Origin of the sequence: Occallatibacter sp. (assembly GCF_049802275.1) — a bacterium.
Classification (GTDB): Bacteria; Acidobacteriota; Terriglobia; order Terriglobales; family Acidobacteriaceae; genus Telmatobacter.
The window spans coordinates 1-13686 of the sequence record NZ_JBARMD010000751.1; the positions used below are offsets into that span (position 1 = coordinate 1).

13 protein-coding genes are annotated in these 13686 nt (G+C 57.8%); 4 read left to right on the plus strand and 9 right to left on the minus strand.

Going from position 1 to position 13686, the window contains the following annotated elements; all coding sequences use genetic code 11:
- Positions 1-106 precede the first annotated feature (106 nt).
- Both WA354_RS25175 and WA354_RS25180 read right to left on the minus strand, forming a co-directional pair.
- The gene (locus WA354_RS25175) at positions 107-721 is read right to left on the minus strand and encodes an NADH-quinone oxidoreductase subunit B (protein ID WP_472815782.1); all 615 of its coding nucleotides are present in this window, start codon (positions 719-721) and stop codon (positions 107-109) included.
- Between the two features lie 206 nt (positions 722-927).
- Positions 928-1299 (minus strand): NADH-quinone oxidoreductase subunit A, encoded by a 372-nt coding sequence (locus WA354_RS25180; protein WP_472815783.1) that lies wholly within the window; start codon positions 1297-1299, stop codon positions 928-930.
- A 509-nt stretch (positions 1300-1808) separates the two neighbouring features.
- On the opposite strand from WA354_RS25180, the gene WA354_RS25185 reads away from it, so the two are divergent.
- Positions 1809-4190, plus strand: coding sequence for a tetratricopeptide repeat protein (locus WA354_RS25185; protein WP_472815784.1), 2382 nt, complete (start codon positions 1809-1811; stop codon positions 4188-4190).
- Positions 4191-4580: 390 nt separating this feature from the next.
- On the opposite strand, the gene WA354_RS25190 is transcribed toward WA354_RS25185, so the two are convergent.
- Positions 4581-5153 (minus strand): hypothetical protein, encoded by a 573-nt coding sequence (locus WA354_RS25190; RefSeq protein ID WP_472815785.1) that lies wholly within the window; start codon positions 5151-5153, stop codon positions 4581-4583.
- Positions 5154-5452: 299 nt separating this feature from the next.
- Between WA354_RS25190 and WA354_RS25195 the strand changes: the two genes are divergently transcribed.
- Positions 5453-6520 carry a PGN_0703 family putative restriction endonuclease gene (locus WA354_RS25195; RefSeq protein WP_472815786.1) on the plus strand — a complete coding sequence of 356 codons (1068 nt, stop codon included), beginning with the start codon at positions 5453-5455 and terminating at the stop codon, positions 6518-6520.
- A gap of 16 nt (positions 6521-6536) precedes the next feature.
- Positions 6537-6920 (plus strand): c-type cytochrome, encoded by a 384-nt coding sequence (locus WA354_RS25200; RefSeq protein ID WP_472815787.1) that lies wholly within the window; start codon positions 6537-6539, stop codon positions 6918-6920.
- 17 nt (positions 6921-6937) lie between these two features.
- Here WA354_RS25200 and WA354_RS25205 read toward each other — a convergent pair whose 3' ends face one another.
- The 5 genes from WA354_RS25205 to WA354_RS25225 form a co-directional block, all read right to left on the minus strand.
- Entirely contained in the window at positions 6938-7876 is a 939-nt protein-coding gene (locus WA354_RS25205) for an SDR family NAD(P)-dependent oxidoreductase (RefSeq protein ID WP_472815788.1), read from the minus strand.
- 72 nt (positions 7877-7948) lie between these two features.
- Positions 7949-8518, minus strand: a complete 570-nt coding sequence (locus WA354_RS25210; protein WP_472815789.1) for a TetR/AcrR family transcriptional regulator — start codon at positions 8516-8518, stop codon at positions 7949-7951.
- A 238-nt stretch (positions 8519-8756) separates the two neighbouring features.
- Complete coding sequence (locus WA354_RS25215; protein ID WP_472815790.1) at positions 8757-9215, minus strand: hypothetical protein; 459 nt, start codon at positions 9213-9215, stop codon at positions 8757-8759.
- 66 nt (positions 9216-9281) lie between these two features.
- A complete protein-coding gene (locus WA354_RS25220) occupies positions 9282-10667 on the minus strand; it encodes a nicotinate phosphoribosyltransferase (protein ID WP_472815791.1) in 1386 nt (461 codons plus the stop codon).
- 60 nt (positions 10668-10727) lie between these two features.
- Complete coding sequence (locus tag WA354_RS25225) at positions 10728-12326, minus strand: hypothetical protein (RefSeq protein ID WP_472815792.1); 1599 nt, start codon at positions 12324-12326, stop codon at positions 10728-10730.
- A 259-nt stretch (positions 12327-12585) separates the two neighbouring features.
- On the opposite strand from WA354_RS25225, the gene WA354_RS25230 reads away from it, so the two are divergent.
- Positions 12586-13143 carry a hypothetical protein gene (locus WA354_RS25230; protein WP_472815793.1) on the plus strand — a complete coding sequence of 186 codons (558 nt, stop codon included), beginning with the start codon at positions 12586-12588 and terminating at the stop codon, positions 13141-13143.
- A gap of 16 nt (positions 13144-13159) precedes the next feature.
- Here WA354_RS25230 and WA354_RS25235 read toward each other — a convergent pair.
- Positions 13160-13686, minus strand: a 527-nt coding sequence (locus WA354_RS25235; RefSeq protein WP_472815794.1) for a GTP cyclohydrolase II, incomplete at its 5' end; no start/stop codon positions are given.

The following is a 13686-nucleotide window of genomic DNA, read 5'->3' on the forward strand; positions in this document are numbered from 1 at the left end:
AACCGCCGCTTCAATCGCCGCCTTGATTTCCTCAACCGTCTTCAACACAACTCCCGTTCCGAATGCCCTCAGTCCCTAGTTCCCCTGTTCTGTTCCCAGTTCCCTGCTACTTAATAATCGTCGGCACCGTCCACACGCCTTTGTTCGACGCGGGTTCCAGATCGTGCTCACCGAACTCCGGCACAGGAAATTCCCCTTGCGCCTCTGCATCCAGATGCCGCGGTCTTCCCTCGCCCGTCAGAGGCTGTTCGTCAATCTTCTTCTGCAACGTCATCAACGCCTGGATCAGAGCCTCCGGCCTCGGCGGGCACCCCGGAATGTGCACGTCCACCGGAATATAGCGATCGATCCCCTTCAGCACGTTGTACCCCTGTTTGAAGGGCCCACCCGAAATCGCGCACGCCCCCATTGCGATCACATACCGCGGCTCGGCCATCTGGTTATAGAGCCTGACAACCTGCGGTGCCATCTTCTTCGTAACCGTACCCGAGATAATCATCAGGTCCGCCTGCCGTGGCGACGGTCTGAAAACCTCCGAACCGAATCGCGCCATGTCATAGCGAGCCATTGTCGTCGCAATCATCTCGATCGCGCAGCACGCCAGTCCGAACTGCATCGGCCAGACCGAACTCCGCCGTCCCCAGTTGTAGAGCTCCTGGATAGTCGTGACCACGATGCCCTGCTTACCGAGTTCGATCTTCAGCTTTTCATCGACCGCCATGAATCGCTCCGCTCCAACAAGCCACGAGCTGCTAGCTTCTAGCCTCTAGCTCCGAAAGTGCCGATCAAGTCGCCAGCACCGCTTCCGGTGAATTCCAAACCAACCTGTCCGACATCTGGCATCTTTAGCTTCACTGCAAACCACGTACCAGCACGAAAGAGCTAGCCGCTAGAAGCTAGTAGCTCGAAGCTGGCCGCAAAGCGGCCTCACGCCCACGTCAACACACCCTTGGCCCAGGCCCAGGCCAATCCCTCAATCAGCAGCAGCACAAACACCATCATTGACAAACACGCCGCCACGCCCAATCCCGTAAACGCCACCGCAAAGGGCAGCAAAAACACAGCTTCCACATCAAAAATCAGAAACATGATCGCGTAAAGATAGTAGGCCGAGCGGAATTGCACCCACGCATCGCCCCTCGCTTCCAGCCCGCACTCGTAAATCGCATTCTTGATCACATTTGGTTTCGCAGGCGAAAACACTCTCTGCCACAGCCAGGCAAGCCCTAGCGGAGCCAGCCCGAACCCGAGCGCGGCTACAAACAAAACTGCGAGAGAGAAATAAGGACTGGAGGCCATCTAGGACTATGTGATCTTACTCATTAACCGTAACAGTTTCAGCCCCGATTTGGCTAAGTGGATGTGCGCCCCATCACCCCATCCAAGCCCGATTTCCGCCCGTTCATCCCACTCTGTGAACCGCTCGCTGCAACTGTGATGCCCAGACTTCAACCACAACGGATCTTCCCATGACTCTTGCCTTTCGATCGCATCCCTAGAAAGCCCGGTGCCCCATCCACGACGCAGTTTCATCGCGACATGGGTGGGAAAGCACGAACACCAGCACAAACAACAGGTGTCATCTGAACAATGCCCGGTGCCCATAGACAGAAACTGTCCGCGCGGTAGGCGAAGTGAAGGACCTGCTTTTGGCCAGCGATGGTTTCTCCGCTGTCTGTCACCAGCACTCCACCTTTCGGTGGTAGACATCCCAACCCCCATCCCTGATACGTTTCAACTGTCCCCCGCAGCTTCCTCTCGTTGCCTGCGTGGAGTTCAAGCCGTTGATTCCGGGAGTCCGTTCCGAGATGTTCAAATTCTCGCCGCGTCGCTGGGCATTATGTGCACTACTCTTCGCCCTGCCCCTTACGGGCACTTTTGTTGGCCGCGCAGCCACCGATCCCGCATCCTCTAATCCTGTTCCGGCTCCCCCGCCCTCTGTGCCCGATCTGCCTCCCGCCGCCTACACCGCTGACATCCACGTGACCGGGCCCACCACGCAATTCCACGACTCCGTCGCCCTCCGCTACAACTACGCCTTCGGCAAGGAATCCCCCTTCCTCCCCTCAAACGCCATGACCGCCAACGGCCAATTCCTCAATCCGCGCAACGTACTCAACGCCGAATACTGCGGCCACTGCCATCAGGAGGCCTACCACCAGTGGCGCCAGTCCGTTCACTCCAACAGCTTTCGGCAGCCCTGGTATCTGAAGAACGTCAACATGCTCATCGCCGAAAAGGGAGTGCAGTTCTCCCGCCACTGCGAAGGCTGTCATAACCCCATCGCGCTCTTCTCCGGGGACCTCTCCCAGGGCATGCCTAAGAAGCGCCCCTTCGAGGACGAAGGCATCACATGTTCCGTCTGCCACGCCATCCAGTCCACTGACACCACCGGCACCGGCAGTTACGTCATGGGAATCCCCGCCGTGCTGGTCGACGATAAAGGCGCGCCCGTCACGCGACCTGTTTCCGACTCCGAAATCCTCAGCCATCTCGATCGCCACAAGCAGGCCGTGATGCGCCCGCTCTACAAGACCGCCGAGTTCTGCGCCGCCTGCCACAAGGCCGCCATCACCCGCTCGCTCGATGACTACAAGTTCCAGCGAGCCTTCACCGTCTACGACGAGTGGCAGGGTGCCAGCTTCACCAAACAGTCGCCCCTTCCCTTCTACCGCAAAGACACCGTCTCCACCTGCCAGACCTGCCACATGCCGCGCCAGCCTCTCGCCGCCAACGCACAAGACGCCGGTGCCAAGGACGGCACCCTCGTATCGCATCGCTGGCTTGGCGGCAACAGTCTCAACCCCGCCTATTACAAGTTCGACGAGCAGTCTCAGAAACTCGTCGACTTTCTTAAAGGGGGCATTGACGGCAAAGGCGTCCTCAACGTCGATATCTTCGCCCTCGAAAAAGAATCCGCATCCTCAAACGACGACGCAGCCAGCACCACCCAGATCGCACCCCTGGGCCTGACCAGCTTCTCGCTCTCCCCGGGCGAAACCCTCATCGCCGACGTTGTCATTCAGAACAAAGGCATAGGCCACTCCTACGTGCCGGAGCAGCGAGACTTCTACGAGTCCTGGGTCGACTTCACTGTTAAAAACGCCACGGGCAAAGTCCTCACCGAGTCGGGTTTCATCCAACCAGACGGCAACCTCGATCCGTCCGCGCACTCTTTCACCAACAGGCTCATCAACATCAAGGGTGAGCTCAATGGGCTCCACGAGATCTGGCACAACCGCGTACAGGCCTACAACAACACCATCCAGTCCGGCCGCTCGCAGTTAGTCCGCTATCGTTTCCGCCTGCCCAAAGTCATCTCAGGCGCCGTCACGATCACCGCGACCGTGAGATACCGCCGCTTCGATCAGCACTTCATTGACTACGCAATGGACCAGCCCACCGGTAAGCACTTCTCCCAGCCCGTGCTTGAAGTTGCATCAGACACCCGTACTCTGAAAATCGGCGACAACGTCCCCGCCTCGATGGAATCTCAAGAACGCTCGCCGGCCGCGCAGCCCAATCCAGAGTGGATGCGCTGGAACAACTACGGCATCGCTCTCCTCGATGCCTTCCAGTACGAAGCCTCCGTCCACGCTTTCGAACGCGTCGCCGCCCTGCGCCCCGACTACGCCGACGCCTACACCAACATGGCAGTAGTAGAAATCTCATGGGAGCGTTACAACGACGCCAAGCCTCATCTCGCCAAGGCTCTCCTCCTTCTGCCCGGCGATCCCCGCGCTCTCTACTATCGCGCCATCGTCGAACGCAACGCCGGCCAGATCCAGGAAGCCATCACCGATCTTCAGGCCATGCTCGCCAAATATCCGCTAGCCAAAGATGGCCTCCGCGAACTCGGCTTCTCCTACTACCAGGCGCACGACTATCCCGCCGCTCGCGCCGAATACGAGAAACTTCAGGACATCGATCCTGACGACTTGGCCGCGCACTACCAGCTTGCAATTCTTTACCGCCGCCTCGGCGAAAAACAAAAGGCCGCCATCGAGTCAGCCAAATTCGCCGACCAGAAAGACGACCCAACCGCCAGCACATACGCCCTCGAATTCCTGCGCAAGCATCCCGAAGTCGCCAGCGAATCCGTAGTCTGGCACACTCATGACCTGACCGGCGATCCCGTCAAGCAACCCGCCAAAATCGAGTACCACTACATCCCCGGCGCCGGCCTCTAACCTGCCCCATCAATCCCTCCACACCACCACTTATAAGTGGTGTCATCCCGAGCGAAGCCGAGGGATCTGAAGTTGCTCTTCGTCCGCGTCTCCACAAAACATGCGTCTCGAGCCGGGTGCCCCATCCATGACGCAGCCTCATCGCGGCATGGGTGGGAAAGCACGAACACGAACACAAACAACAGGTGTCATCTGAACAAAGCTGGGGTGCCCCATCCATGACGCAGCCTCATCGCGGCATGGGTGGGAAAGCACGATCTCGCGCAATCAATGGAACCGCAATTCTGTGCAAGACATTCGTCGGAGACTATGAACCAACAAAAACACAAAAGCCGCACGACAAAAGCGTGCGGCCCGGGCCTTAAACCAACCACCCTTGTTCCCTATTTCTTACATCTCCCGCATAAACAAAGCCATCACAGCTCCGTTTTCCGTCGTCCCCACCACCCGAACATGGTCGCCTTTCGACGCCTGGAATTTGTATCCGTCCACTGCGCCCATGTATCCATCTGCCACCGTGTTCTCGCTGATCTTGAAGGTCTGCTCGCCCCCCTCCTTACCCAGCAATGTAATTGTGTGTTGCTTGCCCTCGAATTTTGTTACGGTTCCCTCGGCCGAGGTAAAAGGACCTGCGCCGAGGTTCTTCAGGGCCACCACGGTTCGGTCGTCATTGTCGCCGTAGTAGAAGACAATTACATAAGTGCCCTTCTTCTTGTTGGCCTCAAGCGACGCGGAATCGAGCCCGATCTTCTTATCAATCACAACACGGGTCTTTCCGCTCGTCATGTCTTTGAACTGACTCTCCGAGCCATTGTCCTGAAATACCATCAGCGTCTTCGAAAGGTCATCGCTTCCGCTCACCGTGCCCGTCAATGCATGCACAACTGCTTGAGCGTGCGCACCAATCGCCAACGAACCAAGGCATCCTGCGAATACACAACCGCGCCACAATGCTTTCAACATCTGATCCTCCCGCTTCTATTCAATTGCAGGTTTGGCAAATCTCTTGAGGTCCGCCCCACGTTAAGTGGAGTAAGTATAATGCGCGAGTCCATCGCCTGCAATATCATTAGCTAACCGCTTCTTCTTCAATCGCAATCCCCATTCCGCACCATGCCCTTTCGTCACCACGCCCCTGTTCTCCTCCTGCCGCGCAGCCCTCTAAACTCCGCCAATCCACCGGCGTTTGCTCAATTTTCGGCACGAGGCAGCGGTAGTACCTTCGAAACGTGAAATCGTAAAACTGTAAGCCAGTGGACCACATGACATCTGATCTCTTCTCCGTGACCGCATTCCTCCGCGCCAGCCAACTCCGGTCCGACCTCGCCCAACGCAACCGGCTCTACGCGCGCAGCCATGCCCACGTTGAAAGCTACGGTGGCAACCCGGTCGTCGTCTACGCCCCAGAAGACAGCCACCACGGCAACTTCTACCCGCCCGCCTACGCAGCCATCTCCGCACACGCCGAGTGGATCCGCCGATTCAACAAGATTCATGCCCAGGGCCGCTCGCTCCCCCGCCCCCCAATCGATCCCGCACGCAAATGGCGCGAACTCGATTCCTGCATGAGCTCCGATGCACTGCTGATGAATATTTTCTGTGCGTCCGAAGTCACAGCTTCGCCGGCGCTGAGGCGTGCCATCGGCATCGATACAGAATCTGAACCCATCTTCGGTTGGAAGGCCTGCGTGCCTCTCAACAGCGGACGCGTCGATCGCACTGAAGTCGATATGCGCTGGGGCGACCTGCTCGTCGAAGCCAAGCTCACGGAGTCGGACTTCCAATGTCGCGAAGCCCACATCGTCGAGGCCTACCGCGACTTCGACGATGTTTTCGATCGCGAGTTGCTCCCGCGCGTTCAGATGCGCACTCGCCGCCGTCGCCAAGCCGTGGAGCTCGTTGAACAATTCACGCAGGAATGGGAACCTCCCTGCGATCGATCAGAGGAAGTCGCACGAGAATTCCAAGCCGGGATCGAAGCCCGTGCCGATGCCGAACAGCCCTGGCAGTCGGGCTACGCGAGCTACCAGCTCATTCGCAACGTCCTGGGCGCCCACGCCGCGCGAGCAAGCTTCTGTGTGGTTCACGACGAACGCCGACCCGACTTGCGCGAATCCTGGTTCCAGGTGATGAGTGCCGTCAAAGGCGCCGACATGCGCACACGGTGCAAGGCCATTACCTGGCAGGAAATCGTTCCTCACCTGCCCGCCCAACTGCGTGATTTCCTCGACGTGAAATATGGCATCGTCGCGCCGGGCTGCATCCCTCTCACCATCGAGGAACTCGAGGCGCGCGCTTACCACGAAAGCAAAACCGGCATGAGAAAATAACAATGTGATCCATCGGATGAAGCCCTCCAGTTCTCTCCTGTTTCTTGGCCTCATTGCACTCCTCGCAACTCCCTCCGCACTCTCGGCGTCAAAAAAGGGCGACGAAGAAAAAGCAGGCGCCATCCTGTTCCGCGACAAGGGCTGCACTTACTGCCACGGTATCGGAGGCGTCGGAACCAAAAAGGCTCCATCGCTCATTGGGCTTCCTAAAGACAAGACCTGGAGCCCCGATAAAATTACCAGCCAGATTCTCAATGGCGGTCAGAAAATGCCGCCCTTTCGCGAGTCGGTGACGGATGAGGATGTCACTGACCTGATCGCGTATCTGCGCGCAAAGAACAAGCCGGTCCCGCCCCCTGCCGATACGCAGGATTCGGCCCCGGCTTCAAATCCGCAATAGACTTCAGCGGTCGTTACTTATTCACTCTGCCACAGCACCCGCGTCAGTTCAGTAGCCATGTCCCACAGCTTGCGCCCCATCACGGGATCCAGCACGCGCAGATCCAGCGCCTCTGGAACGGTAGGCCCGATTAGATCGGCAAGGCTTCTCGCAGCTGTCGGATCCTTTTGCTCTTCCTGCTCGGATATGTCCAGTACAGCCTGTAGCACTCCGCCTTGCGCTTGAGGAGGTACAACCCCCAGCGCGCGATGATACCAACCGACCGATCCAGTCACTTCGGTCGCATTCGCAAGCAGCGCTGCACGCGCGCCGATAGGCTGCGCCGAGGTCCCCACCAGCCTCCATCCATGCGCATCGCTCTGCCGCTGTAATTCGATGGCGAAAATAAGCATGGCTAGCTTCGACTGGCTGTACGCCCTCAGGGGTGTATACCCACTCTCGAGCTGCAGATCATCCAGTGAAATTTCTCCGTGATGACGCCCGGTGCTGGTGAGCTGTACCACCCTCGGCTGCTTGCTGGCCCGCAAAAGAGGTAGCAAACGCGCCGTAAGTGCAAAGTGGCTCAGAAAGTTGGTCGCCAGGTGCAGTTCAAATCCGTCTGCTGTCACTTCCCGCTTCAGCAATGCCAGCGTGCACGCGTTATTGATCAGTAGATCAATCGGCCTGCCGGCCTTGGCCAGTCGAATCGCGAAACTAGCCACCGACGCCTGGCTCTCCAGGTCCAGCTTTTCGAAACGCACCAGGGCTTGCGGCGCCAATGGCCTGATTTTGGCCAGAGCCTCATGCCCGTCACCTGAATCTCGTCCTGTAACAATGACGTCCGCCCCGGCCCGGGCCAGCGCGAGCGCGGTCTCGAAACCGATTCCACTTGTGGAAGATGTAACAATTGCCAATTTCCCGATGTCAGAGGGGATGATGGCCGCAACCCGGTGTTGCGAACCGCTTGATTCTTGCACGACTTCTAATTCTCCTAAAGATCTTGCATTGGAGAGTAATAAATGACCACTCACTCATTAAATGCAGATAAATCAGGCCCCGGTGAGACCCCGCCAGATCAGCGTGAACCCCAGTTCCCGGCTCTCCACCTCAAGGTCTCGATGCGCCCCAATAAACTCAACTGTCGCTTCCGCCTGGGCGCGGAACAGAAGCACAAGAAGCTCGGCCGATGCCGCGTGAAAACCACCTGTTTTGGCAGCTTCCTTGGTGGTGTGTAGCAGCTCCATGATCGCCGTGTTGGGTGCTTCAGCATCTTTGAGCAACCGGCCGGAAGCACGCAACTGCTGTAGCACTTTCAGACGCTTCGGAAACCTCATTGCCAGGCTTAGATAACGGTCCCAGACGTAGCGAAGCCGGATATAGGCGTCCGCAGCGAACGGGTAATCCCCCATCTCCTGGTCCATCTCCTTGCGCAGCTCACGATAGAGCTCGTTCAGGAGCTCATCCTTGGTCTTGAAATAGGTAAACAGCGTTCCTTCCGCTATACCTGCGGCTGCCGAAATTGCCGAGGTCGGTGTGTGTCCGATGCCTCGTGCCGCGAACAAGTCCATCGACGCCTCGAGGATCGCCTTCCGCTTGCTATCGCTCTTTGGTCGCGCCAAAAGTGTGCCCCCTAAATAAGCGCGTGCTCACTCATCCATCATAGACTCGCTAACCATTGAAAAGAAAGCAGTATCCACAAGACAAAGCCACCGGCCCCGAGAGAGACGGCCGGTTTTCGCCTTAGAGGAACAAAACCAGGCAATTGTGCCCCTAAAGCCGAAACATCGGTTGTTCTAACCAAAACGCAGGCCCTGTCCTTTGAGAACAGGGCCGCGTCGTGAAAATCGGGATACCGCCTCAATGGGGATCGGCGGGCGCATTCGGCTTCGCATCCGAAGCTGGAACTGGCGCAGCCGCAGGAGCAGGCGCAGCCGCAGGTCCAGGCGCCGCCGGGCGCATCGCTTTGTACGTTCCGTTGTACTCGGAAAATGCCCAGTCGCCCGCGAGAGCCGCGGTATCGTCCAGCTTGCCGTCAATCTTCATTGAGGCGGTGGCTCCCACCTCTTCCGAAGTGAACTGGAAATCGAGAGCGAGTTTCCCTTCTTTGTAGGTCCCCGCAACGTCGGAATTGCCCCATTTTCCCGTAACATTTCCGTCGCCATCTACGGTGAAATCGGCGTCAACTTCGCGGTCGCCACCGGGGGTCTCCAGAACGAAGTGCCATTTTCCACTGATACCCAGGTCCTGAGCATTCGCGACCGGGCGTCCCATCACCACAAAGGCCACCGCTGCTGCAATCACCAGAAATTTCTTCAAAGCCACCTCTCCTTACTGAGATCGTTTCATCGTACATTTTTTGCTGACAATTCGCCTCTGAAATATTCAAACAGTGACCGGAACATTTTCAACTCCGGCGGTTCCAAAAATCCGCCGATAACGCTCGATTTCAGCCGGAGGCCCCATCGCCTTCTGGTAATTGTCTGAGAGCTTGACCGCGGGCCGGCCATCAACTTCGCTAAGCTTGCAGACCAGGCTGACCGGATTGAAGCCGTCATCATTGCGAGGATTGCAGTTCCGAAAATCGTTGGTGAGGTACGTTCCCCAACCGGCGCTGAAGCGGATCCGGGGTTCCGGCTTCCATTTCTTCCTGTCGAGAAAATCGCCGGCGCTGCGAAAGTCCGCCGGTGACGAATCACTAAGAATTGTCCCGCCAAAGTGTGCATGCAGGGAAAGAATGAGATCGACGTCGAGCCCGTCTGATGCAATCAGCCGCTTGGATCTCGGATCACGGCCGTGCTGATGGAGCCACGCGATATATTCATCGCCCGCAAGGTAGGGATCCTTGCTGTCCATGCGCTGGCCGGTCCAGTTCGCCACCCAGTCCGGAGCGTTATCAAGAAATTGCGTAGTGCCGAATGTGTCCGGCAGCAGGATAAGCAATTCGCCCTGGTAAGTCTGTTGCCAAAGTTCAAGCATGCGGTACTGCGCGTGCTTCAACTCCTCATCACTATTGGCAAGAGCGGCCATCGCCATCGGCAATTCGTGCGCATTCGTACCGATGGCCTCCAGGTCGTGCGTATATGCCATGTAGGTGTTCGAGCTACCGATGAAATTCGCGCCAAGCACGTCGCTCATGGCTTTCACCACATACTCCTGCCACAGGAAGCTGTGGCGGCGGCGGGTGCCAAAGTCGCTGACGTTGAGATCGGGCACGCCGCGAAGGCGTGCCATTTTCTCCCACAGGCGTGTTTTCGCGCGCGCGTACAGAATATCCAGTTCCAGTTCGGAGAGCTTCTTGAGACTCGCGCGGGTTTTGAGCTCATCGATCGCCGATAGACAGTAGATCTCCCACATCGTTGTATCGGTCCAGAGGCCGTCGAAGCGAAGCGATATCTGGCCTTCATGAATGGAAAGATCGAAGTCCGAAAGACGAAAATCGCGATCGAGCCACTGAAGGAATGCCGGCTCGAAGATGCCACGGCGTCCGTAGAACGTGTTGCCGGCAAGCCAGATCAGTTCTGATTTATGGAAGCGCAGTTTACGCGTTGCTTCCAGTTGTTCACGCAATTCGCGTATATCCACAATGTCGCCGAGCGGCACCTCATGCGAGCGATTGATTACAGTGAAAGTGGCGCGCGTCTTCGGAAAATGCTTCCAGATGAACTGAAGCATGAGCAATTTGTAAAAGTCCGTATCGAGCAGGGACCGGGTAATGGGATCGAGTTCCCAGTTATGGTCATGCGCGCGCCTGGCCAGGTTGACAATCACGATGGACCTAATTGTATTGAATGTTAGAGGACCGGCATCTTTCCGGGACTATCCTGGTCTCTACATCATTCCATGGCAACTCTTGTTCCGCGCGGACATGGTGAAGAACGTTATGCTCAGCGGGTCGAGTGTGAAGGGTCCAGCATTGACAGGTTGGCCGCTGATCGGCGGTAGCGACCCATCTGGCGCTGCCTTCAGAGCGGTGCCGTTCAGAGAGACCGACGTGCTATCAAGTGCATCGGCGGTGAGAGTATACCGTTCAGCGGCGGAAGGAAGCACAATCCTGCGTTTCTCATTCTTGTCGGTATTGAGCACAAGCAGCGTGATTTCATCTATCGAATCCTTCGCGCAGTGTGCGTAGATTCTGAGCGCCGGGTCGGAAGGCGCAAGCGGATTCAGTACCGTGGTGCCCATCGTCTGTTTCCAGAGCACAGCCGCCCAGAAGTCGGGCTTGGGTTGGAAAGTATCGCTGGTGAGGAGGCTGTAATCGCTGGCCGCGAGCGTGTTGTGCATGACGACTTGAACGCCCTTCTGCGCCAGCGTGCCAAGCTGGTTGAGAAAGCGGAATGTGTCGACGAACTGACCGGCGAAGGGGTCGCCTCCGCAGGCTGCTTCGGCGGTTTCGTTGAGCCACATCGGCTTTCCGGGAAGATAGCGGTCGCGGAGTGTTGCGTAAAATGCTTCGACCGTATCCGTGCGATCGAGCCAATCAGCCGAGAGCGCCTGATCGATGGTCAGTTTTCCGCCGCAGCGTCGTGAAACCGCGCCGTAGAAGTGATAGGAAAATGCATCGAATATCGGCCCGGTAGCTTTGAGCAGGTCCTCCGTTGGAAGCAACGTCATCTTCATCCCTGGCGGTCCGAGGGAGATACCTTCTCCAACACCGCCGGGGCCAAGAAACACAGTCTTGGGCGACTCTTTCCGCAGGAATGTCTCGAAGAGTTTTGCGTCGCGAGCAAATGCGGCTGCGTCGTAGTCCTTCGGAGCACCGCCTGGATTTGGAAAGGTTGGCTCATTCATGAACTCAGAGGCTGCGATGACACCTCCGGCGCGCTTTGTGTAAGCGAAAAACTCCTTTGCCTGATCGGGTGTCCAGACGCTCTCATGATTTCTTGTTCCATCGCTGATGGCAACGGAGGTGACAATTTGCGCATTCGCGGCGCGAGCGAAATCGATCACGCCTTTCCACTCCGCACGCGTGAGCACTGTTTTGAAGCCCGCGGGCGCCTCGGCGGCTGCGGGATTATCGTTGTCCTGAAAATACGTACTGTTCGCCCATGTTCCGCTGACCCTGACATAGGAGGGCCCCAGCGCTGCAGCCAGCTTGCGAAGACGGGCATTGGCGAGCTCGATGGGCGGGCGATATTGAAACATGGTTGGGCTGATGCCGACCTGCTGGTTCGGATTACTCTGTGCTTTTTGCTTTTCGGCATCGGTTGGAGGAGGAGAATTGTAGGGCTTCCAGAACCTGCCGCCGGTCACTTCAACCATCTCGATGTTATAGGAGAGATAGCGCGGGTCCACCGTGCCAAGCTTTGGCATTACAGAGGGGTCGAGTTTGACGGCGGGCTTCTCCTGCGCGGAGATAGTCGCAGGCAATAGGATTGCTGCGGAAAGCAACAGAAAATGACAAAGTCCGGTGCGGTGCGAATTCATCATGTCCGATCCTCGTGTTCGACCGGGGGTTGAGTTTCGAGTGTCATCCACACTTCAATTTCCCCGCGTGAGAATCGTACATCGTGGAAGCTGAAATGCGTTACACGGAGCCGCAATTCAGACAACGATGATCGCCCTGTGATTTTCATGCACGGCCCCCGAAAGCGACAGAGGAGGGCAGAGCCATCAGACCGATCCCGCCGCATAGCCGTCTCACAGACTGCAAACCGGTGCGGGCGTAAAATGCGTCGCGGAGATCACGATGAGGACGACGGTGATTCTTGCCTCAATTGCAATCGGAGTTGTGTGCTCCGCCCAGTCCAATGCTCCAGACCAGACGTCGCGAAGAAAACTGGACCGGAACGAAGTCATCCAGGGTTATCAGTGCGCCAAAACCTATGCGTGGTTCTACACGGGCGGCCGCTTGCAAAGATGCACGGTTTCGCAGGAAACCATTTTCGGAGAGGTGAAAGTACCCGCAGGCTCCATCATCCACTTGTTGCCCGACGGCCACCCGAATTACGCCATGATGGCCCACAACACGCTTGTGCTTGGGTTGAACTGCAGTGGCGGAGGACCCTTGGGACCTTCAGAAGGAGCCACCGCCATGTTCTACCCCAGCGGCAAATTCAAGTCCTGCTTCCTCGCGAAGGATCAACTTGTGCAAGGGGTTCCCTGCGCGCATGGCGGCATCGTCCAGGCAATCGTTCACCGCGATGTTCCGGTCGAGTTGTACGAGAACGGAAGACTGAAGAGCTGCCTTCTGGCTGCCGACCATCCCGGACAGCGCCGTGGCGATCGTTTCGAGCAAGGACCCTAGACTCTGGCTCTCCCTGTTACAGTGCGCGTATACACTCTTCCACCGGAATCGGAACCTGCTCAACGATCTCGAGGCCAAAGCCTTCCAACGCGGGGATGTGCATGGGCGTGTTCGACAGCAGGCGAATACGCTGGATGCCGAGGTCGGAGAGAATCTGGCCGCCGAGGCCGATAGCACGGAGGATGCGCCCGGTGCGGGCCTGCGACCCCTCCCGGCTGCGCAGTTGCTGGTGCAGCAGCAGGGTGTCGGCGGTTGTGGCCGAACCGCCGTCAGAAAGTGCCGTGCCGCTTTGCACAAAAGGAGCGGTAACAGCAGGCGCCTTGTCGATCTCGAAGCCGCGTGACGTGTTGTGGAGATAGAGGATGGCGCCGCAACCCTCCTCGGCAATCATGCGCATGGACTGGTCGAGAACCTCGCGGCAATGGCAATCCGCAGCAAACACATCACCCGCGGTACAGCGGGTGTGCACGCGCACCAGAACTGCATGGGAGCACGGGGGCCGGGTGGTGCGCGGGTCACCGGGGATGTTCGCCGGCCCTTCGT

Bases quoted from the DNA above. Each gene is read 5' to 3' on its own strand.
- WA354_RS25185 (WP_472815784.1), top strand. From the start codon at position 1,809: ATGTTCAAATTCTCGCCGCGTCGCTGGGCATTATGTGCACTACTCTTC.
- WA354_RS25230 (WP_472815793.1), top strand. From the start codon at position 12,586: ATGAGGACGACGGTGATTCTTGCCTCAATTGCAATCGGAGTTGTGTGC.
- WA354_RS25190 (WP_472815785.1), bottom strand. From the start codon at position 5,153: ATGTTGAAAGCATTGTGGCGCGGTTGTGTATTCGCAGGATGCCTTGGT.
- WA354_RS25175 (WP_472815782.1), bottom strand. From the start codon at position 721: ATGGCGGTCGATGAAAAGCTGAAGATCGAACTCGGTAAGCAGGGCATC.
- WA354_RS25200 (WP_472815787.1), top strand. From the start codon at position 6,537: ATGAAGCCCTCCAGTTCTCTCCTGTTTCTTGGCCTCATTGCACTCCTC.
- WA354_RS25180 (WP_472815783.1), bottom strand. From the start codon at position 1,299: ATGGCCTCCAGTCCTTATTTCTCTCTCGCAGTTTTGTTTGTAGCCGCG.
- WA354_RS25225 (WP_472815792.1), bottom strand. From the start codon at position 12,326: ATGATGAATTCGCACCGCACCGGACTTTGTCATTTTCTGTTGCTTTCC.
- WA354_RS25195 (WP_472815786.1), top strand. From the start codon at position 5,453: ATGACATCTGATCTCTTCTCCGTGACCGCATTCCTCCGCGCCAGCCAA.